Annotated in this window: 26 protein-coding genes; 16 read left to right on the top strand and 10 right to left on the bottom strand. The window is 64.5% G+C overall.

Annotation, left to right across the window (positions count from 1 at the left end; genetic code table 11):
- Positions 1-3 precede the first annotated feature (3 nt).
- From AC1D09_RS10765 to smpB, 3 genes are all read right to left on the bottom strand, one after another.
- Complete coding sequence (locus AC1D09_RS10765; protein ID WP_477663062.1) at positions 4-528, bottom strand: sigma-70 family RNA polymerase sigma factor; 525 nt, start codon at positions 526-528, stop codon at positions 4-6.
- 64 nt (positions 529-592) lie between these two features.
- The gene (locus AC1D09_RS10760; protein ID WP_477663063.1) at positions 593-967 is read right to left on the bottom strand and encodes a COG4315 family predicted lipoprotein; all 375 of its coding nucleotides are present in this window, start codon (positions 965-967) and stop codon (positions 593-595) included.
- 124 nt (positions 968-1091) lie between these two features.
- A complete protein-coding gene (gene smpB, locus AC1D09_RS10755) occupies positions 1092-1625 on the bottom strand; it encodes an SsrA-binding protein SmpB (RefSeq protein WP_477663064.1) in 534 nt (177 codons plus the stop codon).
- A gap of 67 nt (positions 1626-1692) precedes the next feature.
- On the opposite strand from smpB, the gene AC1D09_RS10750 reads away from it, so the two are divergent.
- On the top strand, positions 1693-2139 hold the full coding sequence (locus AC1D09_RS10750) for a type II toxin-antitoxin system RatA family toxin (protein ID WP_477663065.1): 447 nt from the start codon (positions 1693-1695) through the stop codon (positions 2137-2139).
- Positions 2126-2482, top strand: coding sequence for an RnfH family protein (locus tag AC1D09_RS10745; RefSeq protein WP_477663066.1), 357 nt, complete (start codon positions 2126-2128; stop codon positions 2480-2482). The genes AC1D09_RS10750 and AC1D09_RS10745 overlap by 14 nt, the downstream gene beginning before the upstream one ends.
- A 41-nt stretch (positions 2483-2523) precedes the next feature.
- On the opposite strand, the gene AC1D09_RS10740 is transcribed toward AC1D09_RS10745, so the two are convergent.
- Positions 2524-3258, bottom strand: a complete 735-nt coding sequence (locus tag AC1D09_RS10740; RefSeq protein ID WP_477663067.1) for a DUF4124 domain-containing protein — start codon at positions 3256-3258, stop codon at positions 2524-2526.
- 4 nt (positions 3259-3262) lie between these two features.
- Between AC1D09_RS10740 and guaB the strand changes: the two genes are divergently transcribed.
- The 7 genes from guaB (at position 3263) to tadA (ending at position 12188) form a co-directional block, all read left to right on the top strand.
- Positions 3263-4732, top strand: coding sequence for an IMP dehydrogenase (gene guaB / locus AC1D09_RS10735; RefSeq protein ID WP_074574413.1), 1470 nt, complete (start codon positions 3263-3265; stop codon positions 4730-4732).
- Positions 4733-4799: 67 nt separating this feature from the next.
- Complete coding sequence (guaA, locus tag AC1D09_RS10730; protein ID WP_477663068.1) at positions 4800-6419, top strand: glutamine-hydrolyzing GMP synthase; 1620 nt, start codon at positions 4800-4802, stop codon at positions 6417-6419.
- A 17-nt stretch (positions 6420-6436) separates the two neighbouring features.
- Positions 6437-9145 (top strand): AAA domain-containing protein, encoded by a 2709-nt coding sequence (locus tag AC1D09_RS10725; protein ID WP_477701045.1) that lies wholly within the window; start codon positions 6437-6439, stop codon positions 9143-9145.
- Positions 9146-9242: 97 nt separating this feature from the next.
- Positions 9243-9827 (top strand): 2'-5' RNA ligase family protein, encoded by a 585-nt coding sequence (locus AC1D09_RS10720; protein WP_477663070.1) that lies wholly within the window; start codon positions 9243-9245, stop codon positions 9825-9827.
- 75 nt (positions 9828-9902) lie between these two features.
- A complete protein-coding gene (locus AC1D09_RS10715) occupies positions 9903-10541 on the top strand; it encodes an FMN-binding negative transcriptional regulator (protein WP_477663088.1) in 639 nt (212 codons plus the stop codon).
- A gap of 1 nt (position 10542) precedes the next feature.
- Positions 10543-10770, top strand: coding sequence for a hypothetical protein (locus AC1D09_RS10710; RefSeq protein ID WP_477663071.1), 228 nt, complete (start codon positions 10543-10545; stop codon positions 10768-10770).
- Positions 10771-10796: 26 nt separating this feature from the next.
- Positions 10797-12188, top strand: a complete 1392-nt coding sequence (gene tadA / locus AC1D09_RS10705; protein WP_477663072.1) for a tRNA adenosine(34) deaminase TadA — start codon at positions 10797-10799, stop codon at positions 12186-12188.
- Here tadA and AC1D09_RS10700 read toward each other — a convergent pair.
- Entirely contained in the window at positions 12172-12780 is a 609-nt protein-coding gene (locus AC1D09_RS10700) for a trimeric intracellular cation channel family protein (RefSeq protein ID WP_477663073.1), read from the bottom strand. The genes tadA and AC1D09_RS10700 overlap by 17 nt on opposite strands.
- 69 nt (positions 12781-12849) lie before the next feature.
- Here AC1D09_RS10700 and AC1D09_RS10695 point away from each other — a divergent pair, with 69 nt between their 5' ends.
- On the top strand, positions 12850-13773 hold the full coding sequence (locus tag AC1D09_RS10695; RefSeq protein ID WP_477663074.1) for an LD-carboxypeptidase: 924 nt from the start codon (positions 12850-12852) through the stop codon (positions 13771-13773).
- Between the two features lie 145 nt (positions 13774-13918).
- Here AC1D09_RS10695 and AC1D09_RS10690 read toward each other — a convergent pair whose 3' ends face one another.
- Positions 13919-14260 (bottom strand): hypothetical protein, encoded by a 342-nt coding sequence (locus AC1D09_RS10690; protein WP_477701044.1) that lies wholly within the window; start codon positions 14258-14260, stop codon positions 13919-13921.
- Positions 14261-14588: 328 nt separating this feature from the next.
- Here AC1D09_RS10690 and AC1D09_RS10685 point away from each other — a divergent pair, with 328 nt between their 5' ends.
- The 3 genes from AC1D09_RS10685 (at position 14589) to AC1D09_RS10675 (ending at position 19695) form a co-directional block, all read left to right on the top strand.
- Complete coding sequence (locus tag AC1D09_RS10685; RefSeq protein WP_477663076.1) at positions 14589-16016, top strand: aldehyde dehydrogenase family protein; 1428 nt, start codon at positions 14589-14591, stop codon at positions 16014-16016.
- Between the two features lie 134 nt (positions 16017-16150).
- Positions 16151-17086, top strand: coding sequence for an FHA domain-containing protein (locus tag AC1D09_RS10680; protein WP_477663077.1), 936 nt, complete (start codon positions 16151-16153; stop codon positions 17084-17086).
- A 101-nt stretch (positions 17087-17187) separates the two neighbouring features.
- A complete protein-coding gene (locus AC1D09_RS10675; RefSeq protein WP_477663078.1) occupies positions 17188-19695 on the top strand; it encodes a penicillin acylase family protein in 2508 nt (835 codons plus the stop codon).
- Positions 19696-19707: 12 nt separating this feature from the next.
- Here the strand turns inward: AC1D09_RS10675 and AC1D09_RS10670 are convergent, their stop codons facing one another.
- Complete coding sequence (locus tag AC1D09_RS10670; RefSeq protein ID WP_477701043.1) at positions 19708-21882, bottom strand: catalase; 2175 nt, start codon at positions 21880-21882, stop codon at positions 19708-19710.
- A 109-nt stretch (positions 21883-21991) separates the two neighbouring features.
- Positions 21992-22261 (bottom strand): hypothetical protein, encoded by a 270-nt coding sequence (locus AC1D09_RS10665; RefSeq protein WP_007865479.1) that lies wholly within the window; start codon positions 22259-22261, stop codon positions 21992-21994.
- A 351-nt stretch (positions 22262-22612) separates the two neighbouring features.
- Here AC1D09_RS10665 and AC1D09_RS10660 point away from each other — a divergent pair, with 351 nt between their 5' ends.
- From AC1D09_RS10660 to AC1D09_RS10650, 3 genes are read left to right on the top strand one after another with little or no spacing between them, the layout of a single operon-like run.
- On the top strand, positions 22613-23047 hold the full coding sequence (locus tag AC1D09_RS10660; RefSeq protein ID WP_477663081.1) for a response regulator: 435 nt from the start codon (positions 22613-22615) through the stop codon (positions 23045-23047).
- A 31-nt stretch (positions 23048-23078) separates the two neighbouring features.
- Positions 23079-23417 (top strand): hypothetical protein, encoded by a 339-nt coding sequence (locus AC1D09_RS10655; protein WP_477663082.1) that lies wholly within the window; start codon positions 23079-23081, stop codon positions 23415-23417.
- A gap of 41 nt (positions 23418-23458) precedes the next feature.
- A complete protein-coding gene (locus AC1D09_RS10650) occupies positions 23459-23668 on the top strand; it encodes a hypothetical protein (protein ID WP_477663083.1) in 210 nt (69 codons plus the stop codon).
- Between the two features lie 15 nt (positions 23669-23683).
- Here AC1D09_RS10650 and AC1D09_RS10645 read toward each other — a convergent pair whose 3' ends face one another.
- Both AC1D09_RS10645 and AC1D09_RS10640 read right to left on the bottom strand, forming a co-directional pair.
- A complete protein-coding gene (locus AC1D09_RS10645; RefSeq protein ID WP_477663084.1) occupies positions 23684-24595 on the bottom strand; it encodes a hypothetical protein in 912 nt (303 codons plus the stop codon).
- 90 nt (positions 24596-24685) lie between these two features.
- Positions 24686-25414, bottom strand: coding sequence for a hypothetical protein (locus tag AC1D09_RS10640; protein WP_477663085.1), 729 nt, complete (start codon positions 25412-25414; stop codon positions 24686-24688).
- Positions 25415-25642 lie beyond the last annotated feature (228 nt).

Genomic DNA, 25642 nt, shown 5'->3' with positions numbered 1-25642 from the left:
CCTTTACTTCAGGCGCCTGAGCTGGGCCGGCGCGGCGGCGGCCACCGGGGCCGGGCCGTCCATCAATTCACGCAAACGGCTTCGCGCGCGCGACAGCCGGGACATGACCGTTCCGACCGGCACGCCGGTGATCCTGGCGACCTCCTCATAGCTGAGGTCTTCGAGGCTGACCAGCAGCAGCACGGCCCGCTGGTCTTCGGGCAGGCGCAGCAGGCAGCGCTGCAGGTCCAGCGACTGGGCGGTGCCGGCCTCCGGCGCCGCCAGTTCGTTCTCGACCTCATCGACGTTGACCGTGGCACCCGCGGCCGCCTGCCGCAGGGAGCGTCTGACCTGGTTGACGAAGATGTTGTGCATCAGCGTGAACAACCAGGCGCGCAGGTCGCTGCCCACCACCCACAGCCGCCATTTGGCGCAGGCGCGCTCCAGCGTGTCCTGCACCAGGTCGTCGGCCGTCCAGGCGTCGCCCGTCAGCGCGCGCGCATAGCGGCGCAGGCTGGGGATATGGTCGGTCAGCGGAAAGTGGGTCATGCGTGGTGCAAAGCCTGCTGCCATCCTAACCAGGCCGGGCAGGGCAGGCAGCAGCGCCCTGGCGTCAGGGTTTGGCGACGTGCCAGACGGTGCCTACGTTGTCGCCGGTCTTGTCGCCCGGCTTGCTGTCCTTGGCCCAGTAATACAGCGGCTTGCCCTTCATGGCCCATTGTTTCTTGCCGTCGTCGCGGGTGATCACCGTGTAGTCGCCAGCCGGCTTGTCGGCATCGGTGGCCATCAGGGGCGGCCAGTTGGTGGCGCAGGGGCCGTTGCAGACGGATTTGCCGCTGTTGGCGGCGTCGCGGTCGAAGACGTACAGCGTCATGCCGTTGGGGCCGACCAGCACGCCGTCGGCAACGCGGGCCGGGGCGGGGGCGGTCATGGAGGCGCAGCCGCCGAGCAGGGCAGCCGCCAGAAGGGCGGTGGACAGCAGCTTCATGGAGTTCTCCGGTGTGGTGTTGTGGGCGTTTTCGATGGCGCAGCACGCACGTGCATGCGGCTGCACAGGGATAAACACCGGCCGGGGCCGGTTTATTCCATCGCCGGAGAAAAAAATGCCGCGGTCAGCGGTTGCGGGACTTCATCGCGCGTTCGACCTCGCGCTTGCCTTCGCGGTCCTTGATGGTGTCGCGCTTGTCGTGTTCGCCCTTGCCCTTGGCCAGGCCGATCTCGCATTTGACCTTGCCGGCCTTCCAGTGCATGTTCAGCGGCACCAGGGTGAAGCCTTTTTGCTCGACCTTGCCGACCAGCCTGCGGATTTCTTCCTTGTGCATCAGCAGCTTTTTGGTCCGCACCGAATCGGGCCGCACATGCGTGGAGGCCGTGCCCAGCGGGTTGATCTGGCAGCCGATGATGAACAGCTCGCCGCCGCGCACCACCACATAGCCGTCGGTGAGCTGCACCTTGCCTTCGCGCAGGGACTTCACTTCCCAGCCTTCGAGCACCATGCCGGCTTCAAAGCGCTCCTCGATGTGATAGTTGAAGAGGGCTTTTTTGTTGTCGGCAATGCGCACGGCCGCAGCAGCGGCCTTGGGGGACAGCTTGACGGAAGGCGTTGCGGCCGTTTTTTTGGAGGAGGATGCTTCTTTGGTGGCCATGGATAAGAGATAGGGGCGAAAACCGGAAAGTACAGTGCCAATACAATTGCGCCCAGCCTTCCATTGTATGAAAACCGTTCACAAGTCCGTTTTAATCTGGTACAGCGCCGCCGAGATGTACGCCCTGGTCACCGACGTCGCACGTTATCCCGAGTTTTTGCCGTGGTGCGACCAGGCCTCGGTGCTGGAAGAAAACGCGCAGGGCATGACGGCCAAGGTCGGCATTTCGATTGCCGGCCTTTCACAAAGCTTCACCACGCGCAACACCCACGAAAAAGACCGCAAGGTCAGCCTCAAGCTGGTCGACGGCCCGTTTTCAAAACTGGACGGCCACTGGGATTTCACGCCGGTGGGCAAGGGCGGCGAAAGGGCCTGCAAGGTCGAGTTCAGCCTGCGCTATGACTTCGACAATGCCGCGCTGGCGGCGCTGGTCGGTCCCGTGTTCGACAAGATCGCGGGAAGCCTGGTCGATGCTTTTGTCAAAAGAGCCTCGGACGTCTATGGCGAGCCCTGAGGGCGGCGCTCCGCTGGCCATCACCCTGGTTTATTCCCCCGCGCCGCGGCAGGTGCGTGAGTGGATGCTGGAGCTGGCAGCCGGCGCGACGGTCGCCCAGGCCCTGGCGGCCAGCGGGATATTCAAGGAGTTTCCCGAACTGCGGGCCGCCCGCCTGGTGCTGGGCATCTGGGGCCGCAAAACCACGCCGGGACATGTGCTGCACAAACAGGACAGGGTGGAAATCTACCGCGGCCTGCGCGTGGACCCCAAAGTGGCGCGCCGGGAGAGGTTCAACCGCCAGGGCGCCAAGCGGGCCGGACTGTTTGCCAAAACCCGGGTCGGCGCCAAGGCCGGTTACTGAGGTGAAGGGCAGGGGCCAGGCCCGCGGCCGGCACACCCTGCTTATTTGCAGTCGCTGCTCACAATACCCTGGGTACGCTTGATTTCCGCGGCCCTGGCGTTGTCATCCATATAGTCGCGCTCGCCCTTGGCATTGGTGATGGGGACCCGCTGGCCCGATTGCAGGCCGGCCAGCGTCTTTTTCGCCCGTTCGCAGTTCTCCGCCTTGGCTTTGGAGACCTGCTCATCTTGCGCCTGCTTTTTGGCGGCGGCTTCGTCTTCCGCCTGTTTTTTCTTGGCTTCGAGCTGTGCGTCCTTGCCGGTCAGCTTGGGTGCGTTGGGATCGCTTTTGGCCGCCGGGGCGGAGGCCGCTGCTCCGGGCGCTGCTGCCGGGTCCTCATTGGTGGCGGGCTGCGCAACCATTTTGGCTCCGCGCGGCATCTTCAGGATGTTTTTTGGCGGGATATCGGCTGGCGGGGAGCGGTCGCTGTAGACCTTGCGGCCGTCCTTGTCTATCCATTGCCACTGCGCCAGGGCAGTCAGTGAAAATGCACCGCCGGCGACGGCCAGGATGAGTGTTCTTGAGACGAGTTTGAGGTCCATTTCGCGAGTGTAGCGCTGTGCGGCACGGTTTTTTGCCTGTTCGGACGCAAACGGGGCGCAAAGAGCAGGCAAAGCGGCCTTTTTACAACCTGGGCGCAACAGCGGCGATACCGGTGCCAGGGGCGGCGGCGGGAGGGCAAGGGTTAGTACCGACGGGTTTTTGCGACAAGGGTACAATCGTGTTTTTGGAGCCATCCCTATGCGCCTACTCGGCAAAGCGCTCACCTTCGACGACGTATTGTTGGTGCCAGCGTTCTCCCAGGTCCTGCCCAAGGACACTTCACTTTCCACCCAATTCTCCCGAAACATCCGCCTGAACCTGCCGCTCGTGTCGGCGGCAATGGACACGGTCACCGAAGCCCGGCTGGCCATCGCCATCGCCCAGGAAGGCGGCATAGGCATCGTCCACAAGAACCTCACGGCCCAGCAGCAGGCCGCTGAAGTCGCCAAGGTCAAGCGCTACGAAAGCGGCGTCCTGCGCGACCCGGTCGTCATCACCCCCACCCACACCGTGCGCCAGGTCATGGCGCTCAGCGAGCAGCTCGGCATTTCCGGCTTCCCCGTCATCGACGGCGGCCGGGTGGTCGGCATCGTGACGGGACGCGACATGCGCTTCGAATCGCGCATGGACGTGCCGGTCAGCACCATCATGACGCCGCGCGAGCGCCTGATCACCATCTCCGAAACCGCCTCGCTGTCCGACGCCAAGGCGTTGCTCAACAAGCACCGCCTGGAGCGCGTGCTGCTGGTCAACGACAACTTCGAGCTCAAGGGCCTGATCACCGTCAAGGACATCACCAAGCAGACCACCTTCCCGAACGCCGCGCGTGATTCCCACGGCCAGTTGCGCGTGGGCGCCGCCGTCGGGGTGGGCGAGGGCACCGAAGAGCGCGTTGAAGCCCTGGTCAAGGCCGGTGTCGACGCCATCGTGGTCGATACCGCCCACGGCCACAGCAAAGGCGTGCTCGACCGGGTGCGCTGGGTCAAGCAAAACTATCCCCAGGTCGACGTCATAGGCGGCAACATCGCCACCGGCGCGGCCGCGCTCGCGCTGGTCGAAGCCGGCGCCGACGGCGTCAAGGTCGGCATAGGCCCCGGCAGCATCTGCACCACCCGCATCGTCGCGGGTGTCGGCGTGCCGCAGATCATGGCCATCGACAACGTCGCCACCGCGCTGCGAGGCACCGGCGTTCCGCTGATCGGCGACGGCGGCATCCGCTACAGCGGCGACATCGCCAAGGCCATCGCGGCCGGCGCCAACACCGTCATGATGGGCGGCATGTTCGCCGGCACCGAGGAAGCCCCGGGCGAGGTCATCCTGTTCCAGGGCCGCAGCTACAAGAGCTACCGCGGCATGGGCAGCATAGGCGCCATGCAGCAGGGCAGCGCCGATCGCTACTTCCAGGAATCGAGCACCGGCAACCCGAATGCCGACAAGCTGGTGCCCGAAGGCATCGAAGGCCGGGTGCCTTACAAGGGTTCCATGGTCGCCATCGTGTTCCAGATGGCCGGCGGCCTGCGGGCCAGCATGGGTTACTGCGGCTGCGCCACCATCGAGGACATGCGCGACAAGGCCGAGTTCGTCGAAATCACCTCGGCGGGCATTCGCGAAAGCCATGTCCACGACGTGCAGATCACGAAAGAAGCGCCAAACTACCGCGCCGATTGAGTTTGACCCAGCCGGCCAGGGCGTCTTGAAAGACGCCCTTTCTTTTTTTGCCTTGAAGAAGCCCCTCATGCAACACCAGAAAATCCTCATCCTCGATTTCGGCTCCCAGGTCACCCAGCTGATCGCGCGCCGCGTGCGCGACGCCCATGTGTTTTGCGAAGTCCATCCCTGCGACGTCAGCGATGACTGGGTCCGCGAGTACGCCAAGGACGGCACGCTCAAGGGCGTGATCCTCTCCGGCAGCCACGCCAGCATCTACGAAGAAACCACCGACAAGGCGCCGCAATCCGTTTTTGAGCTGGGCTTGCCGGTGCTGGGCATCTGCTACGGCATGCAGGCCATGGCGCACCAGCTGGGCGGCAAGGTCGAAGGCGGGCACAAGCGCGAATTCGGCTCCGCCGACGTGCGCGCCCGCGGCCACACGGCGCTGCTCAAGGACATCGCCGACTACACCACGCCCGAAGGCCAGGGCATGCTCGATGTCTGGATGAGCCATGGCGACAAGGTCACCGAAATGCCGCCCGGCTTCAAGCTCATGGCGTCCACCGATTCCTGCCCCATCGCCGGCATGGCCGACGAGGAGCGCCGCTTCTATGCGGTGCAGTTCCACCCCGAGGTCACGCACACCAAGCAGGGAAACGCCATCCTCAAGCGCTTTGTGCTCGATATCTGCGGCACGCGCCAGGACTGGGTCATGGGCGACTACATCAGCGAAGCCGTCGAGAAGATCCGCCAGCAGGTCGGTGACGAAGAAGTCATCCTGGGTCTCTCGGGCGGCGTCGATTCCTCGGTGGCCGCGGCCCTGATCCACCGCGCCATCGGCGACCAGCTGACCTGTGTTTTTGTCGACCACGGCCTGCTGCGCCTGAACGAGGGCGACATGGTGATGGACATGTTTGTCGGCAAGCTGCACGCCAAGGTGGTTCGCGTCGACGCAAGCGCGCAGTTCCTCGGCCACCTGGCCGGCGTCAGCGAGCCCGAGGCCAAGCGCAAGATCATAGGCCGCGAGTTCGTCGAGGTGTTCAAGGCCGAGGCCGCCAGGCTCAAGGCCGGCGACGGCGGCCACAAAGGCGCCAAATGGCTGGCCCAGGGCACGATTTACCCCGACGTCATCGAGTCCGGCGGCGCCAAGAGCAAAAAAGCTGTCACCATCAAAAGCCACCACAACGTGGGCGGCCTGCCCGAGCAGTTGGGCCTGAAGCTCCTGGAGCCGCTGCGCGAGCTGTTCAAGGACGAAGTCCGCGAACTCGGCGTGGCGCTGGGCCTGCCGCACGACATGGTCTACCGCCACCCCTTCCCGGGCCCCGGCCTGGGCGTGCGCATCCTGGGCGAAGTCAAAAAGGAATACGCCGACCTGCTGCGCCGCGCCGATGCGATCTTCATCGAGGAACTGCGCAACTTCAAGGATGCGGCCAGCGGCAAGACCTGGTACGAACTCACCAGCCAGGCCTTCACCGTGTTCCTGCCTGTCAAAAGCGTGGGCGTGATGGGCGACGGCCGCACCTACGACTACGTCGTGGCCCTGCGCGCGGTGCAGACCAGCGACTTCATGACCGCCGACTGGGCCGAGCTGCCCTATGCGCTGCTCAAAAAGGTCTCGGGTCGCATCATCAACGAGGTGCGCGGCATCAACCGCGTGACTTACGACGTGAGCAGCAAGCCGCCGGCGACGATTGAATGGGAATGAGCGTGTAGAGAATGTCCATGGTCTCTATCCATGTCTGTGGCGAAGACAGGACTCGGCAGATCAGAGACTGGACGATTCAATGGAGCGACACGCACCAGTCATTGGCATTGACTTGCCATTTCCCGTCCAATAAATCCTTTACCCGCCCGCTCAGTGATTGCAAGATCGATCCCACCCGGGAGCCGGGTGAGAAGTTTTTTGTAAAGAAAGGCAGTTCGCTCGTCAAGACCATCGAACAGGCGGTGATCTATGGCGAGAAATATGCCGCCATCCGGTACCCAGGAAATCCCAAGACCTACATCCATAAGCTGGATGGTATTGAATTCGTTTCGCAGACGGGGATGAAGGATGAGCCGATATTCCGCTACTTCCTTTCCGTGGCAAAGGCCCGGGTGGACCGCGGGACGTCGACGGATCAAGAACAGATCGCGGCCAATGTCGTGCGTCAACTGGAAAAGTTGCCTGACTGTGTCGGCACTGCCTTGCAAGCCTACTGCGCGGGGATCAATGGCAGGCAAAAACAGTCGGAGCCACTGATCTATCCCTTTGGTGTCAACGAAAGCCAGCTCACTGCGGTTGAACAGGCTTTCAACGCGCAGATCAGCCTGATCGAGGGGCCTCCCGGGACAGGCAAGACGCAGACAATCTTGAACATCATCGCCAATGTCCTTTTGCGCGGCAAAACGGTCGCGGTGCTGTCCAACAACAATGCCGCAGTGAAAAATGTCTATGAAAAACTAGAAAAATCCGGCTTGGATTACTTGGTTGCCCGGCTTGGGAGCAAAGACAACCAAAAGGACTTCTTCGCCAGCATTCCCGCCGTACCGCCAGGTGAGCCCGAGGCTGCTCCCGCAATGGAGGATCTTCAGGCGACTTTGGCGCAGTTGAAGCAGCATCTGCAAGCCCACAACACCGAGGCTCAACTCAAAGCCGAGATCGATGAGCTGGACATAGAACGGCGCTATCTTCTGCAGTGGCAGCAGGAAAATGGAGTGCGGAGCCCTGTGCCTTTGGAAAAATACAGCTTATCCCCGCGAAAAACAGCGGATTTGATGGCCTATCTCTCCCATCTCGCGGAACAGCGCATCAGGCTCAAGGACAGGGTTGAACTGCTGTTTAACTTCAGGATATTCCGAACCAAACCTTTCGGTAATGCGCAAAGGCGCCAGTCCGTCTTTTATGCCTTGCAGATGCACTATTACGACAAGGTGCGGCGAGAGAAGGGCGCGGCCCTGGTCGCATGCCGTGAGTCCTTGGCGCGTGGAAATTTCACGGCATTGCTGGAAAAATTGACGGCGGATTCGATGAGGTATCTGAAACGCCATCTTCAGGAAAATATCCGGGATTCGCAAACCTTCGATGCGCAGACTTACCGGCGAGACTTTGATGCGTTTTTAAAGCGTTTTCCGATCATAGGCAGCAGCACGCACTCCATCGTCAACTCGATGGAGGTAGGGGCCATGCTCGACTACGTCATCATCGACGAGGCCTCCCAGCAAGACATTGTCCCGGGAATATTGGCGCTGGGTTGCGCGAAGAATCTGGTCATCGTCGGCGATCGCAGGCAGTTGGCGCACATTCCCGTGAAGCTGGACATGACGGCGCCTGTTGATGAATACGATTGCGAGAAATACAGTCTGCTCGATTCGAGCATCGGTGTTTTCAAGCAGACACTGCCCCGGACCTTGCTGAAAGAGCACTACCGATGCCACCCCAGGATCATTCAGTTCTGCAACCAGCAATTCTATGAGAATGAACTGATTCCGATGAGACAGGATGGTGGCGGAGAACCCTTAAGTCTGCTCGTCACCGCCAAGGGAAACCATACCCGGAAAAACATGAATCTTCGGGAGCTGGACTCGTTGCTCAAGATGCTCGAAGACGAGGGAGAGCCCGCAGAGTTGGGTAGAGACGGCAGAGGCTTTATCGCTCCCTTCAGGGCACAAGTCGTTCTTTCTGATTCACACTTGCCGGCGGATTTTGTGAAAGACACCGTGCACAAGTTTCAGGGCCGGGAGTGCGATGAAATCGTCTTTTCCACCGTGCTGGATAAGAAACGGGAAAACCAGGCCCGGCTGGATTTTGTGGATGACGCACGCATGGTCAATGTGGCGGTGTCGAGGGCCAAGAGCAAATTCACCCTGGTGACGGGCGACGAGGTCTTTGCGGCGAACAATGGACCCGTCGCCGCATTGGTGCGCTATGTCGAGTATTACGCGGATGGAAAACAGGTTCTGCGCGCTCCCGTGGTTTCGGCCTTTGATCTGCTGTACCGGGAGTACGACCAATCCCTGGAGCGGCTCAACGCCAGGTTGAGGCCCGAAGATTCACGGTTCAAGTCCGAGCAGGTCGTGGCGCAGGTGCTGAGGGATGCGATGTCTCGTGCGTCCTACCGGGCGCTGACGTTCCACTCCCAGGTCGCGTTAAATCAGGTCGCCTCCTCGGCCAACACAGCCTTGACAGCGCGAGAGCAGGCGTTCATGAGAAACCGCGCCAGTTGTGATTTTGTGCTCTATTTCAAGGTGGGGAAAACGCCGCTGGGTGTGATCGAAGTCGATGGCGGCTCCCATGACAAGCCGGAACAGGCGGAGCGGGATATGTTGAAAAACAGCATCTTGCGGAAGATCAATATTCCTTTACTTCGCTTGAGGACGGTGGAGAGCCGCATTGAAGATAAGGTTGCCCAGTTTCTCGCCAATTGGGCAAGCTCTGCTTCAAATGTATGAAGTTTCCCCTGAACGGTTCAGCCTTGAGAAAATTCAATGCGAACAGCCATGCAAAGTGCTGCACCTTGGTAACCCTTGACCAGTAGAACCCCAATTCATGTCCGCACAATCCTCATTTCCAGGCTTTGAAGAGGCCAAACCGACCGACCGCCTGTTCCTGGCGCTGTTTCCTCCGCCTGCAATAGCGCTGGAAATCGCGGAGCTTGCCGCCCGGATTCGCGTCGACCATGGCTTGCACGGCCGGCCTCTGGAGGCCGCGCGCTTTCACATCACCCTGAACCACCTGGGCGACTATGCCGGTTTGCCGCCAGATATCGTCAGGCAGGCCGGCGCGGCCGCTGCCGAAGCGACTGCCACGCAGCCCTTCGTCGTCAGCTTTGACCGCGCGGAAAGCTTTGCCAGCATGCCGCGCAACCGTCCGCTGGTGCTGCGCGGCGGTGAGGGCCTATCGGCTCTGATGGCTTTCCACCAGACCTTGGGCATGGCGCTCAGGAAGGCCAAGCTGGGGCAGTGGGCCAAGCCCGGCTATACGCCGCATGTAACCTTGCTGTACGACGACAGCCTGCTGGGCGCTACGCCAGTGCCGCCTGTGGCCTGGACGGTCGGTGAACTCGTGCTGGTCCATAGTTTGCTCGGGCAGACCCGCCATGTTCACTTGGCGCGCTGGCCCTTGCGGCCCTGAGCCTTTTGGGCCGACTGTGCCGGCCGTGCCGGCGGGCCTGGGAAATCCCCGCCGTTTTGGCCTATGCTTCAGCCCATGTACCTGCCGCCCCAATTCAAAGGTGACAGCGCCCAGGCCGCGGCGCTGATCCATGATCACCCCTTCGCCAGCCTGATCAGCGTCGACGACGCGGGCCTGCCCTATGTGACGCACTTGCCGCTGCACCTTGAAATGCGGGGCGAACAGATGGTCTTGCTGGGCCATGTGGCCAAACCCAACCCGCACTGGCGCTACCTGCAGGCAAGGCCCCAGGCCGTCGCGACATTCCTCGGGCCGCATGCCTACCTGTCGCCCAAGGTCTACCCCGACCTGGCGCGGGTGCCGACCTGGAACTACCTGGCCGTGCACTGCACCGTGCAAGCCACACTGGTTGAAGACCCGCTGGCCAAGGACCGCCTGCTCAAAAAACTCATAGGCGACCACGAGCCGCCTTATGCCCAGCAGTGGCGTGACCAGGGCGAGGAGTTCGCCCACAAGATGCTGGCCGGCATCGTGGGCTTTGAGCTGCTGGTGACCGAGCTGCAGTGCAAGCTCAAGATCAACCAGCACAGGCGCGAGGCCCATGCCGCGATGAAGACGATTTACGCCGGCGGCAATGAAAACGAGCGCGCCCTGGCCGGCTGGATGGACCGGCTGGGCATGGCCGCCGGCAATGACACCCCCAAGGAGGTTTGATATGCGCGGTATTTTCAGCATCGTGGGACTGCTGGTCACGTTGGCCATCATCGGTTTGCTGGTCAAAAAACAATTGAGCACCCCGGTGGCTGTGCCTGCGACCGCCGGCATGCCCGCCGTTTCCGCCGACGCCCCGCCGCAGGTGCAAAGCCAGCAAGCGCAGCAGCAGGTCAAGCAGGCCGTGGAGGGCGCCCTGCAGCAGGCGCGCCCCATGCCGGAAGAGAAATAAGGCCGGCGGCAGCCGCTGCCATTTCCATGAGCGACGAGATTTTCATGCAACAGGCGCTTGCCCAGGCGCGCCAGGCTGCCGCCGCGGGCGAAGTGCCGGTGGGCGCGGTGGTGGTGCGGCGCGGCGAGGTCATAGCGACCGGCCGCAATGCGCCGGTGGACGGCCACGACCCTACAGCCCACGCCGAAATCGTGGCCTTGCGCGCCGCGGCGCAGGCGCTGGGCAATTACCGGCTCGAGGACTGCGAACTCTTTGTCACGCTGGAACCCTGTGCCATGTGCAGCGGCGCCATGCTGCACGCGCGGCTCCAGCGCGTGGTGTTCGGCGCGGCGGATCCCAAAACCGGCGCGGCCGGCTCGGTGCTCAACCTGTTTGAGCAGCCGCGCTTGAACCACCAGACCACCTTGCAGGGCGGCGTGCTGGCGCAGGCGTGCGGCGACCTGCTGCAGGCCTTCTTCCGCCAGCGGCGCGCCGACAAGCGCGAAGAGGCCCGGCTGGCACACCCGCTGCGCGAGGACGCGCTGCGCACGCCCGACGCGGCTTTTAACGGCCTGCCGGACTACCCGTGGCCGCCGCGTTACGTCAGCGAGCTGCCCGCGTTGGGCGGGCTGCGCATGCACTACCTCGACGAAGGTGAAGCAGGCGAGGGCGGCCTGACCTGGCTGTGCCTGCACGGCAACCCGGCCTGGAGTTATCTGTACCGCAAGATGATCCCGGTACTGCTGGAGGCCGGGCATCGTGTGGTCGCGCCCGACCTGGTCGGCTTCGGCAAAAGCGACAAGCCCAAGAAAGACAGCTTCCACAGCTTCAGCACCCATCGCCAGATACTGCTGGAGCTGGTCGAAAGCCTGGACCTGCAAAACGTGGTGCTGGTGGTGCAGGACTGGGGCGGCCTGCTGGGCCTGACGCTGCCCATGGCGGCACCGCAGCGCTACCAGGGTTTGCTGGTCATGAACACCACGCTGGGTACCGGCGATGCGCCGCTGCCCGCGGGTTTTGTGGCCTGGCGCGAGATGTGCGCGAAAAATCCGGAGTTCGACGTGGCACGGCTTTTCGCCCGCGGCAACCCGCAGATGAGCGCTGCCGAGTGTGCGGCCTACAGCGCGCCCTTTCCGGACAAAGGCCACCGTGCGGCCTTGCGCGCCTTCCCGCCCATGGTGCCGGACAGCCCGGAAGCCGACGGCGCCGCCATTTCACGGCAGGCGCGCGGCTTCTGGCAAAACGACTGGACGGGCCGCAGCTTGATGGTGGTGGGCGCGCAGGACCCGGTGCTGGGCCCGCCCGTCATGCATGGCCTGCGGGCCCTGATCCGCGGTTGCGGCGAACCGGTAGTGCTCCAGCAAGCCGGGCATTTTGTGCAGGAACACGGCGAGCCGGTCGCGCGCCAGGCCTTGGCGTTTTTCAGCCCGGCAGTCTGAAGACCGGCAAATGCCAGCCCATGAAGATGGCGCAGATGCGCAGCGCCGCCACGGCGACCAGGCCCGCGCCGAAGGCCCATGAGGGCTTGAGCCCCAGCGCCTTGAGCAGCAGGTAAAGCGTGATGCCGGCGATCGCGGCGCTGGCATAGATGTCCTGGCGCAGCAGCAGCGGCACCTGGTTGCTGCAGATGTCGCGCATCAGGCCGCCTGCCACGCCGGTCATGGTGCCCATCACCACCACGATGATGGGTGACAGCCGCGCGGCTTCGGCCAGCTGCGCGCCCGACAGCGCGAACAGCGCCAGCCCCAGTGCGTCGGCCACCAGCAAGGCCTGCGACGGAATCGGCAGCAGCCGCACATACAGCATGGTGCCCAGGGCTGCCGCGGCAATCACCAGCAGGTAGGCCGGCCTGGCCATCCAGAACACCGGGTGGCGGTTCATCAGCAGGTCGCGCAGGGTGCCGCCGCCTATGGCGGTCAGCGCCGCCAGCACCAGCACGCCCAGCAGGTCGAGCTGCAATCGCCCGGCCGCCAGCGCGCCGCTCACGGCGAAGACGGCAACGCCCAGCAGGTCCAGCACATACAGCATCATGGTGGCCCTGTTTATACCTGCTGCCGTGCCGGCGCGGAAAGCCGCGCCAGCAGTGGGATACTTGCAGCCGTGAAAAAACATATCTACATCTACTCCCCCTCCAGCGCCGTGCGCGACAAAGCCGCTTTCAGGCGCGGCGTGCAGCGCCTCACCGCCCTGGGCCATGAAGTCGAGGTCGACACCGACGCGCTCGCGCGCCACCAGCGTTTCGCCGGCGACGACGACACCCGGCTGGCGGCCATCCACCGCGCGGCCGCCAGCGGCGCCGACGTGGCCCTGATCTCACGCGGCGGCTACGGCCTGTCGCGCATCCTGCCGGGCATTCCCTACAAGGCCGTCGCCAAGGCCATCGCGGGCGGCACCCGCTTCGTAGGCCTGAGCGACTTCACGGCCTTCCAGATGGCGGTGATGGCCAAGACCGGCGCGGTGACCTGGGCCGGTCCGGCGCTGGGCGAGGATTTCGGCGCCCAGGCGCCGGACGAAATTACCGAAGCCTGTTTCGACGACCTGATCACGGGGCAGGGCGAGGGCACGGGCTGGCAATTGCCCAAACCCGCGGCCGATGCCAAACCGGCCGCCGATTTCATGATCAAGGATGCGGTGCTCTGGGGCGGCAACCTGGCCATGCTGTCCTCGCTGGTGGGCACGCCCTACCTGCCCACGGTCAAGGGCGGCATCCTGTTCATCGAAGACGTCGCCGAGCATCCCTACCGCGTGGAACGCATGCTGACCCAGCTGCTGCATGCCGGCGTGCTGGGCCAGCAAAAAGCCATCGTCTTCGGGCAGTTCACGAATTACGCGCTGGTGCCGCACGACAAGGGCTTCAAGCTGGCGACGGTGATTGCCTGGCTGCAAAGCAAGGTCAAGGCGCGCGTGCTGACGGGACTGCCTTTCGGCCATGTGCCGACCAAGGTGGTGCTGCCGGTGGGCCTGAAAACCACCCTGGCGGTGGAGGGGCGCGACGCCTTTGTGCTCTGGGGCCATCTGCACTGAGCGGGCAGGCCGGCGCGCGGGGCGCCGGCTGCGAGCGGACAAAAATAAACCAGCTAGAAGCTGGTTTAAAAAGTTGCCTTGGAGGCCAGGAAGAAACTGGAGAAACTGAAAAAGAACTAACGAAGGAAAAGCAAGAAAAAGGGGTTCAGGTGGTGAGCGGGCTGGACCGCGAACTCAGTCCGCGCGGCAGCATGCCCTTGAATTTGTCGCTGATGCGGCTGACTTTTTCACGGGCGATGGTCTCACCGTGCATGGCCGCCAGCACCGCCATCACGTCGCCGCGGGTGTACCACAGGCTTTGCACGTCCTGGGCGTAGCGCACGCGGCGGGTAATCTTGGGATAGTGTTTTTCGCCGAATTCGCCGAGTTCGTCGAGAATGAACTGGCGGATGTCCTCGGTGCGGTCTTCCAGTATGGAAGGTGTGACCTCGCCAGAGCCCAGCAAAGCCATGAAGCTGCTTTTCAGATTCGGTTTTAACCAGCGCATGTGTTTCACAACTTTCTACCGGAACATCCGTGGGATATTTGTCCGCGTCCCCGCGGAACGGCGTCTTCTGTTAGATTAAGACGACATCTAAGGATATGCAAGGTGTTTTGTGTGAAATGGTTAACGCAAAACAACAAATGAATCAAGGAGTTAGTAACCAGATGTCAAGTTGATTCTGGTTTTGAACACTGTTTAAATCTTTAGGCCTACAGAGGGATTTTCCCTGTGAGTCGAAAGTCACTCACCCTTTTTTTCGGCATTATTCACCATTTTTTGGGCCTTCCCCTGGCCTTCTTCAAGCCTTTTCCGGACCGCCATGAGCACACAAATGACCGTATATCCCGCGCATTACATCAATGGCCAATGGGTCAAGGCCCAGTCTCCCGAAACCCTGCCCGTCCATGATTCCAGCACCGAGGCGCTGATGGCGACGGTGCCCGCCGGCACCGCGGCAGAGGCCGAAGCCGCCGTGCTGGCGGCCCGCGCGGCCTTTGAGGGCTGGGCGGCCCTGCCGGTCGAGACGCGCGCGGCCTACCTCGACAAGGTGGCGGCCGGCGTCAAGGCCCGCACCGAGGACCTGGCCGTGGCGATTGCCCGCGAAGTCGGCATGCCCCTGAAGATGGCCCGTGCCGTCCAGGTGGGCGGCCCGGCCTGGCACTGGGGCAATTTCGCCAAAGTGGCGCGCCAGTTTGAATGGGAAAAGACCGTCGGCAACTCGCTGGTGGTGCGCGAGGCGATCGGCGTGGTCGGCTGCATCACGCCCTGGAATTTCCCGCTGAGCCAGATCACGCTGAAGATCGCCCCGGCCATGGTGGCCGGCTGCACCGTGGTGCTCAAGCCCAGCGAGATCGCGCCGGTCAACGCCATGATCCTGGCCGAGATCATTCACGAGGCGGGCCTGCCGCCCGGCGTGTTCAACCTGGTCAACGGCATGGGCCCGGTGGTGGGCGAGGTGCTGGCCACCCACCCGGAAGTCGATATGGTGAGCTTTACCGGCTCCACCCGCGCCGGCAAGCGCGTCGGTGAGCTGGCCAGCCAGACCATCAAGCGCGTGGCGCTGGAGCTGGGCGGCAAGTCGGCCAGCGTGGTGCTCGACGACGCCAATTTCGAGGCCGCCGTCAAAGGCACGGTTTCGGCCTGCATGCTCAACAGCGGGCAGACCTGCTCAGCCCACACCCGCCTGCTGGTGCCGGCCGGGCGCTACGAAGAGGTCAAGGCCCTGGCCCAGGCCGCCATCGCCAAGTTCAGCATAGGCCCCAGCCTGGAAGAGGGCAGCAAGCTGGGCCCCCTGGTCAGCGCCGGCCAGCGCGACCGCGTGCTGGGATTCATCCGCACCGGCATCGAGGAGGGCGCGGACGTGATCGCCGGCGGCGCCGAGGCGCCCGCTTTCGACAAGGGCTATTTTGTCCAGCCCACCATTCTGGGCATCAAGGCCACCGACACACTGGCCCAGGAGGAAATCTTCGGCCCGGTGCTGGTGGTCATTCCCTACAAGGACGAGGAAGAGGCCGTGGCGATCGCCAACAGCACCATTTACGGCCTGGGCGGCGCCGTCTGGAGCGGCACCGACGAGCACGCCATGAAAGTCGCGCGCCGCCTGCGCACCGGGCAGGTCGACATCAACGGCGGGCCTTTCAACGGCCAAGCGCCCTTCGGCGGTTACAAACAGTCAGGAAACGGCCGAGAAAACGGCATCTACGGCTTTGAGGAATTCCTGGAATTCAAGGCCATGCAGCTCAAGCCCAGCGCGAGCTGAGTTTTTGCGCCCCGGCCCCGGCTCCGCCCGGCCGGGCAGGTGGCCAGGGCAACGCGCCGGGATGCCTTTGTCATAAGTTCTATGTGCTACTTATGTTTTAATGGCGTCAAAACTACAAGCAGTTACATCGATTTATGGCAGAAGTTACCGTCGTTTTTGCCGATCTCACAGGAAGCACCGGGGTTTTTGAATCACTGGGCAATGCCAAGGCCACACAGGCCATCACGCGACTGACCCAGTGGATAGGCAAGGTCTGCCATGCCTACCGCGGCCACGTCGTGAAATACCTCGGCGACGGCGTGCTGGTGGTGTTTCCCGACAATGCGGACGCCGTCGACGCGGTGACCGAACTGCAGCGGGTCCACCGCGAGCGCATCCGCAACTGGCCCGAGCAGCTCAAGATGCGCCTGCAAGTGGGCGTGGCGCGCGGTGAAATCGTCGAGCAGGACGGCGACTGCTTCGGCGACGCCGTCAACCTGGCCTCGCGCCTGAGCGACCTCTCGGGCCCCGACCAGATCCTGGCCACCGACGCCGTCATCCGGCACTTACCCTCCGACACACTCGTGCGCTCGCGCAGCCTGGGCGCGCTGGAAATCCGCGGCCGCAGCGAGGCCTGCCTGGTGCACCGCATCGAATGGCAGTCCGAGGTCATGTCGGAGTCCTTCACGGTGCCCGCCAGCCTCACGGTGCCGCCGGCGACGCCGCCGGCCGCCGCCCTGGCGCTGATCGAGCTGTGCTGGCTGGACATCAACACCGCCTTCGCCTCGACCGAGCTGCCCATCTTCCTGGGCCGCGACCAGGATGCGCATTTTGTGGTGCAGGACCCGCGCGTGTCCCGCCGGCACGCCCGGATTGAATACCGCGCCGGCAAGTTTTTCCTCGAAGACGTCAGCAGCTACGGCACCTGGGTGCGCTTTTCCGACAACGCAGCGGTGATCGCGTTGCGCCGGCAGGAGTGCGTGCTGCTGCTCGAAGGCGAGATCGCGCTGGGCGCCCCCTTTGAAGATTTCACCGTGCCCACCGTCAGTTTCAAGTTTGCCGACGGCAAAATGCACTTGCAGAAAAAATAGGCCGGGGCCATCCTGCCGGGTGCAGGATGTCGAGGCCCGCCACGCGCCGTGGCGCTGCCGCCGGGTGACCTCCCTCCGGCGAACTTACAGGGAACACGATCTTGGTCTGGTTCAAACGGATTTTTGCCGCCCTGGCCGCCTTGCTGCTGCTTGCCGCGGCGGCCTTGGGCATTTATGTGTACCGGGCCAGCCCCGCGCTGGACGGTGAGCTGCGGGCCGCCGGCCTTCGGGATCGCGTGACCCTGGCGCGCGACCCGTCCGACGTCACCCACATCAAGGCCCAATCACCGCGCGACGCCTGGTTCGCCCTTGGCTATGTGCACGCCCAGGAACGCGGCTGGCAGCTGGAGTTCAACCGGCGCGCGATGCACGGCGAGCTCTCCGAAGTGTTCGGGCCGGCCACGCTGGACACCGACAAGCTGCTGCGCACGCTGGGCGTGGTGCGCGCCGCCGAACGCCAGTGGCAGGGCCTGCCCGCCGAGGGACGCGAGGCCATGCAGGCCTACAGCGAGGGCATCAATGCCTTTTACGCCGGCTCGCCGCAGACCTTGTCCCCCGAGTTCCACATCCTGGGCGTCAAGCCCGGCGGCAGTTCCGGCACGGCCTGGTCGCCCACCGACAGCCTGGCCTGGTCGCTGATGATGGCGCTGGACCTGGGCGGCAACTGGGGCACCGAATTCGCGCGCCTGTCGGCCGCCCGGGTGCTCAAGACCCCCGAACTCTGGCAGTTGTTCCCGCCTTATCCGGGTGAGCAGCCGGCGTCGAAAGTGGACTTCAGCAAGCTCTACGCCGAGCTCGGCGTGTACCGGGCCGAGCTTCCCGCCACCCAAAAGGTCTCCCGCGGCCCGGACGCCGGCGCGGTCGCCATGGCGCAAGGCATCAACCACTGGGCCGGGGCGCTGGGCGAGGTCGACGGCAAGGGCTCCAACAACTGGGTGGTGGCGGGCGCGCACAGCACCAGCGGCAAACCCCTGCTGGCCAACGACCCGCACCTGGGCCTGTCGGCGCCGGCCATCTGGTACTTCGCGCGCCTGCAGGCGCCCGCCGGCGGAGGTGGTGATGGAGGCCCCGGGCTGGACGTCATAGGCGCGACCTTGCCCGGCCTGCCTTTTGTGGTCCTGGGCCGCACCCAAAAAATGGCCTGGGGATTCACCAACACCGCGCCCGACGTGCAGGACCTGTACCTCGAGCAGATCAATCCCGCCAACCCCGGGCAATACCGCATCCCGGCCGCCGCAGGCACCGCCTGGGCCGACTTCCAGACCCGCCGCGAAACCATCAAGGTCAAGGGCCAGCCCGATGTGCTGCTGGACGTGCGTGAAACCCGCCACGGCCCGGTGCTCAGCGACGTGCAGAAATCGCACGCCGAGCTGCTGGACACCCGCAAATACGTCATCGCGCTGCGCTGGAGCGCGCTGGACGCCGACAACCAGACGGTGCTCGCGGGCCTGCGCATCAACCGCGCCCAGTCCGTGCAGGAACTGGTGGACGCCTTCGCGACGCACCACTCGCCCATGCAAAACGTCGTGGCGGCGGATGTCGCGGGCGGCCTGGCCTTCAAGGCCGCCGGCAAGGTGCCGCTGCGCAGGCCCGACAACGACATTCGCGGCATCGCGCCGTCGCCGGGATGGGACGCCCGCTACGACTGGGCCGGCTGGCTGCCGTACGCGCAAACGCCCGAGGCCGGCCGCGCCGCCATCGAGGCCAAAGGCTGGTGGGCCACGGCCAACCAGCGCATCACGCCGCCGGCTTATCCCTTCTTCATGGGCCAGGACTGGACCGTGCCTTACCGCTACGACCGCATCGAGCAGCTGCTGGCGGCCGCGCCAAAGCACGATGTGGCCTCCATGCAAAAAATCCAGGCCGACCTGCTGTCGCCCGCGACGCTCAAGCTGCTGCCTTTCCTGCAAAAAACGCTGGCGCAGCCGGTGAAGCATCCGCTGGCCGAAGCCGCGCGCAAAGCCCTGGCCGGTTTTGACGGCACCATGCGCGCCGACCAGGCCGCGCCGCTGGTGTTTGCCGCCTGGGCCGACGAGCTCACGCGCGGCATCCTGGGTGGCAAGCTGGGCGAGGCGACCTTCAGGCCGCTTTACGGCAAGCGCCATTTCAGGAGCGCACTGGAAGACATCCTGGAGCGCCAGGACGGCAACTGGTGCGGCGCGGCCGGTTGCCAGGCGCAGTCCGAGGCGGCGCTGGCCCGGGCGCTGGACCGCCTGCAGGCGGCTTACGGCGCCGACGTGGGCGGCTGGACCTGGGGCAGGGCGCATCCGGCCTTGTCGGCGCACAAGCCCTTCGGCAACGTCGCCTGGCTCGCGCCCTGGTTTGACGTGCGCGTGCCCACGGGCGGCGACCCGTTCACGGTCAACGTGGGCCAGTACTGGGCCACGGGCGATGCCACGCCTTTTGCCAACCGGCAGGCCGCGTCCCTGCGCGCGGTCTACGACATGGGCGACCCCGAGAAGTCCCTTTTTATCTACCAGACCGGGCAGAGCGGCCTGGTGTTTTCGGGCCGCTACCGCGACATGCGCGATAGCTGGGCCGCCGTGCAATACCGGCCCCTGCGGATGAACCCACCGGCCTTCGCGCACCAGCTCACGCTGACGCCCTGAAGGCCCTGAGGCTCAGGCCGGGATCGCGTCCACGTTGAGCCGGTCCCAGTGGCGGTGCTGCGCGATCGCCGCCAGCAAATCCTGCGACACCTGGCCGTCCGTGACCTTGCGCGCATCGGCAATGATGACGCCCGGCGTGGGCTCGCTGACGGCTTCCGGGTCTTTGCCCAGGCTGAAACCCAGGGTGGACAGCAGCTGCGCGCCGTCGTTCACCGCGCAAATCGTCTTGCAGTGCTTGTAGGCCTCCAGCACAAAGTGCACCGCTTCGCCCATGGCGCCCAGCGTGGCGGCGCTCTCGCTGCCGCCGGGTATCAGCACCGCGTCGAACATCACCGAGGGCATGTTGGTGAAAGTGTGGTCCACCGCCAGCTGCCGGCCCGATGAGGTGCTCACGGTGCCCAGGTGCGGCGCCACCAGCTTGCACTGGGCGCCGGCGTCCAGCAGGTCCTGCTGCAGGCGTTTGAGCGCCGCGGCTTCCACGCCGTCGGCCACCAGGATGGCCACCTTGCGCGTCTTGGCGCTGCCGCCCGGTCGCCCCACCATGCGCAGGGCCGGGTCTTCCTCCACCTTGCTGGTGATGCGGTGTTCGCGAAAACCCAGCCGGCCGGCCGCGGCCTTGGGGTCGGGCGGTTTGATGCCCAGGGGCGCGGCCACGCGCGTGGCCAGCTTCAGGTCCACATGGGCCAGGTTGTCCACCATGCGCTGGCGGATCTCGGGCACTTCCACCTTGGAAAGCTCAAAACGAAAGGCTGCCACGATATGGTCTTTCTCCGGAAGGCTCTGGCTGTTCCAGAACAGCTCGGCCTGGGAAAAATGGTCGTCAAACGACGGGCTGCGGCGCCGCAGTTTCGGTGGCTCCAGCTGTTCGGGGTAAGACTGGAAGCCTTGCGCGCCGCCGTCCACCCTGAACTCGGTGCCGCTGCCCAGCGTGTTGGGCTCGTAGGCGACCCGGCCCTTGGCAATGGCCTGGCGGTGCATGCCGTCGCGCTGGAAGTTGTGCATGGGGCAGACCGCGCGGTTGATCGGGATTTCATGGAAGTTGGCGCCGCCCAGGCGCGACAGCTGGGTGTCGGTGTACGAGAAAAGCCGGCCCTGCAGCAGCGGGTCGTTGGAAAAGTCTATGCCCGGCACCAGGTGGCCCGGGTGGAAGGCCACCTGCTCGGTTTCAGCGAAAAAATTGTCCGGGTTGCGGTTCAGCACCATCTTGCCTATGGGCTGCACCGGCACCTGCGCCTCGGGAATCAGCTTGGTCGGGTCGAGGATGTCAAAGCCCAGTTCGGCCTCCTTGCCTTCGTCGACGATCTGCACGCCCAGCTCCCACTCCGGGAAGTTGCCGCTTTCAATCGCCTCCCACAGGTCGCGCCTGTGGAAGTCGGGGTCCTTGCCGGCGATCTTCTGCGCCTCGTCCCAGGCCAGGCCGTGCACGCCCAGCTTGGGCTTCCAGTGGAACTTCACAAAAAAGGCGCCGCCCCGGGCATTTATGAAACGAAAGGCGTGCACCCCGAAGCCCTCCATCATGCGAAAGCTGCGCGGCAGGGCGCGGTCCGACATGGCCCACATCAGCATGTGGGTGGACTCGGGCATCAGCGAGGCGAAGTCCCAGAAGGTGTCGTGGGCGCTGGCCGCCTGCGGCATTTCGTTGTGCGGTTCCGGCTTGACCGCATGGACCAGGTCCGGGAACTTGATCGCGTCCTGTATGAAGAAGACCGGGATGTTGTTGCCCACCAGGTCGTAATTGCCTTCGGCGGTGTAGAACTTCACCGCGAAGCCGCGCACGTCGCGCACCGTGTCGGCCGAACCCCGGGAGCCTGCCACGGTGGAAAAGCGCACGAAGACCGGTGTTTCCACATCCGGGTCCTGCAAAAAACCGGCGCTGGTGTACTGCACCATGGACTTGTAGGGCTTGAAATAGCCGTGCGCGCCCGCGCCCCGGGCATGCACCGCGCGCTCCGGAATGCGTTCGTGGTCGAAGTGGGTGATTTTTTCGCGGAGTATGAAGTCCTCCAGCAGGGTCGGGCCGCGCACCCCGGCTTTCAGCGAGTTGTGGTTGTCCGGAATCTGCAGGCCCTGGTTGGTCGTCAGCACCGGGGCGTTGCCCGCGGTGAAGCCTTCCAGCTGGGTCTTCTTGTCTTTGGCGCCATCCGTGGTCCGATGGGGGCTGGCAGTGTTGCGCTTGGAGGGCGGCATGAACATCCTTGTGTCAAAAAAAGAGGCTCCGCCTGGGGCCGATGGCCTACAGGCGGATGCGGGAGGGAAGGTGCGCAAACATCGGCCAAGCACCGGCGCCGTGTGGCGGTCAGTTGTCGAGCAGGCCTTCCAGCACTTTGACGGTGGCCAGCAGGCCCAGCGCGGCAATCGTGCCCGCCAGGCACCAGGCCATGAATTCCTGCAGGACTTGCGCGATGCTGTCCGGCAGGGCCATGGACACCAGGAACAGGCCTGCCGCGCAGACCAGCACCGTCAGGAAAGCATGGAGCAGGTCGATATTGCGAGGGTCGGCATGGACTCGCCAGGCGGTCAGCAGCCCCGCGGCCATGCCTGTCAAAAGTCCGGCCATCAGCTTCATGGTGGTGGTTTCCTGTGCTTGGGTGATCGTCACTGGGGTGGTGCATGGACATTACGGGCTCGCGGGCGGCCGGGCGGTAGCCCGACGTCGGCGTGCCATGTAAGGGCTTTCTGCTCCTCGCGTAAGACACCGCTTACCGGCCCACCAGGAACTGGCGCGGGCGCGCTTGTTTCCCCGGTGCCATGGTTTTTGAAGAGGCCCGCGGCGCCGCGTGGCCTTTTCTCCTACAAGGCCATGCTCGCCCCTCCGGCACAAAGCCGCGGGCAGCACACGTAAATTCAAGGACATGAAAACCGGCATGAGCCCACCCCACCACCCTTGTTTGCCTTTGTTGCGGATCGGCACCCCACCATGAAAATGCGAACCTACCTCGTGGAAGACAATCCGACCATCCGCGACAACCTGATCAGCACGCTGGAAGAGCTGGCGCCCGTGCAGTCGGTCGGCAGCTGTGAAACCGAAGACGAGGGCACCCAATGGCTGACGCACCATGAAGGCCAGTGGGACCTGGCCATCGTCGACCTGTTCCTCAAGCGGGGCAGCGGCCTCAGGATCCTGCAGGCCTGCCGCGAGCGCAGCCCCTCGCAGAAGATCGTGGTCTTCAGCAACTACGCCACGCGCGAAATGCGCATGCGCTGCGCCGAGCTGGGCGTGGACGCGGTGTTCGACAAGTCCACCGAAATCGATTGCCTGCTGGCCTACTGCCTCACGCAGAGCCGCAAGCTGGAAACCGCGGCCAATGACGACTCCAGGAACGCACTGGATGCAAGGCTGCAGTCCGCCTGAACCCCAACCCGCAGCACAGCCAGCCCGGACCATGAGCACACCTGCGGCTTCACTCGCCGATATGCCCCTTGAGCTGCCGCCCTATAGCGGGCCCAGGCGGCTGGACGACGATGTGTTCCAGACGGCCGAAGAAGCCGTGCTGGTTGAAGGGCAGGGCGGTGCCGCCGCGCTGCCGCTGCCGCCATCCGGTCCTGCTGCCGCCACAGGCCGCCGTGGTTTGCCGTTCACGCAGGCCGTCCGCGCGCATGTCGCGGCCCGGCCCGGCCAGTCAGCCCTGCTGGCCGCCGCGGCGGGCGCACTGGCCATGCTGGCCTTGCGTTCGCAACTGCGCGGCCGCCTGCAGCTGGCGCGCCGGTCCCGCTTGCGATAAGGCCGGGCGGGCACCCTGAATCAAGGTCAAGGAAAATCTCAATGCCCCTGCATCTTCATGTTCCCCAGCCGCCGCCCGGCACACCGGGCATCCATATTCCCGAGGAAGTCCCGCCGCTGATCGTGCCGCCCGAACCGGGCATGCCGCCCGAGATCACCGATCCGCCGCCGCCTGAGCCCACGCTGCCGATTCGCGAGCCGGGCACCCACGTGCCGCCCCAGGCCAGGCCGGCCAGGACTTCCGACTTCTAGCCATTCGCTTCCAGCTCAGGAGGCTTGCTGGCGCTGGTATTCGGCCCGCTTCATGCTGAGGTAGCTTTCCTTGTCCACCTCATGCAGCTGCCGGGCGTACTGCTCGGTCGCGTCGAACCAGTGCTGCAGGCGCGCCTCGAGTTGCTGGGCCGGCGGCTTGTCCAGCGAGGCCAGGTAGGCCTCTATGGCCAGGTAGTAGCGCATGGTGTTGCGCTCCACCGTGCCGCGCATGCCGTCCACAAAGGCGGTGGTGGTGCCGCGTTGCACCCGCGTGAAACCCACCTTGCCGCTGCCGGCAGTGGCCAGGTAGCCCTGCATGGCCAGGCGGCCGGCGACGCCGTAGCCGTAGGAGTAGCGCAGGTGCATAAAGGTCTTGCCGCCGGGAAGCGGCACCGCCTGCAGCTCGATACGGTAGTTGTTGGTGCCCAGGGGGCCTTTGTCCGACCTCAGGTTCGCCGCCAGGTAGTCGGGCGAGCTGGCGGCCAGACGGTAGCTGAATTGCAGCGCAAAAGCGTCTTCCAGTGGCTGCTCGGTCTTTTTGCCGATGTGCATGTTCAGCATGCTCGGGCTTTCGTCGGCGCTCGCATGGCAGTACTTGGTGTTGATGTGCAATATCAGCATCTCGCACCAGCGCCTGGGGCTTTTGAAGGCGCCGCTGACCGTGGCGAAGGGCGAATTCAGCACCGCATACGCGCTGCCGGTCACCTCATTGGCGCTTTCGGCCGACTCCAGGAACAGCGGCCTGCGGTAGGCATTCTGCGCAAGCTGCCCGGCCAGCTCCGCGTGCTTTTCGAGCAGGGCCGGCGCGCCGGATTCCGCATTCGCGGCGGCTGCCTGCGGCGCTTGCGCCGCGGCCGGGAAATGGGCGGCGCAAAGCAGCCAGCCGCACAGCAGGGCATGGCGCCCCAAACGTCGAAGAGAACTCATGGCCTCAGTGTGCCAGCGCGAACGAGGCCTGTTGTGCATACGCTCCCTCGTCCTACACGGAGTCGCCGCGAGCCTGAAGCTTGCGGCCGTTCAGGCTTGCACCGTCTCCGCCCGCGCCGGCGAATCCGCCGCGGCGGTGGCTTCGAATTGCAGCGTGAGCCGGTTCTCCGCGCGAACCATGTGTACGGATTCCTGCTGCGCCAGTACCTGCACATCGCGCCAGTCCAGCAGGCGGTAGGGCGGCTTGTCCGCCGCGCGCATGGGCTCGGCGGCATCGTCCGGCTTGAGCTCGACGTGAAGGGAAAGAATGTCCTGCGCGAATTCCGCCCTTATGAGCACCTTGCCGGGCGCGGCGGCCGCATCGGTCAGCGCGATGAGGGCCGCGGTCAGCACGGTGCGAAGCGCCGACTGGGGCAGTTGCACAAGCGGGCCGCCGGTGTTGTCGACCACCGAAAAGCCCTTGAACGACAGCTGCGTCGCCACCATGCCCAGGCATTCCGCGATGCCCGCGCCGGCCATGATCAGCCGCTTTTCCTTGGGTGCCAGCCAGCTCATCAGGTCCACGCAGGATGCGGCCGCTTCCTTGGTCAGCGCCACGATATCGCGCGCGTTTCTCAGCAGGGCTTCCGGGTCCGTGTCGGTTTTTTGCAGGCGCCGCTCCAGCATCGCCGCCACCATGGCAATCGGCTGCAGCGTTCCCGCCATGTTGTGGCGTATCACCGGGGCCAGCCGGCGCAGCAGCGCGTAGTGCGCCGCTTCCGCCTCGCACCTTTGCAATCCGCTTGCCTGTGTTGCTGTGCTGCTGGATGGAACGCTCATGGTGCTGCCGCCGATGGTGGTTTCACAAAAACTGCAGGCGAGTCTGCAGGGCCCACGCCGTGCAGCGACGCACATCCGGTCGCGATATTTTTCAAGGCGTAACTCCAAAATGTACAGCGCTCAAAGCGGAGCTCGTGTAAGCCAAAACCTACAGTTTGGCCCTTGTGACAAGCTCGCCGCACATTGTTTTCTCGCTTAGGAAAATAGTGTGCGATTTGATTGTCATTC

Source organism: Polaromonas sp. P1_A2, assembly GCF_056406895.1.
Note: the sequence above shows the minus strand (reverse complement) of the source record. Positions and strands in the feature narration are given on the sequence as shown.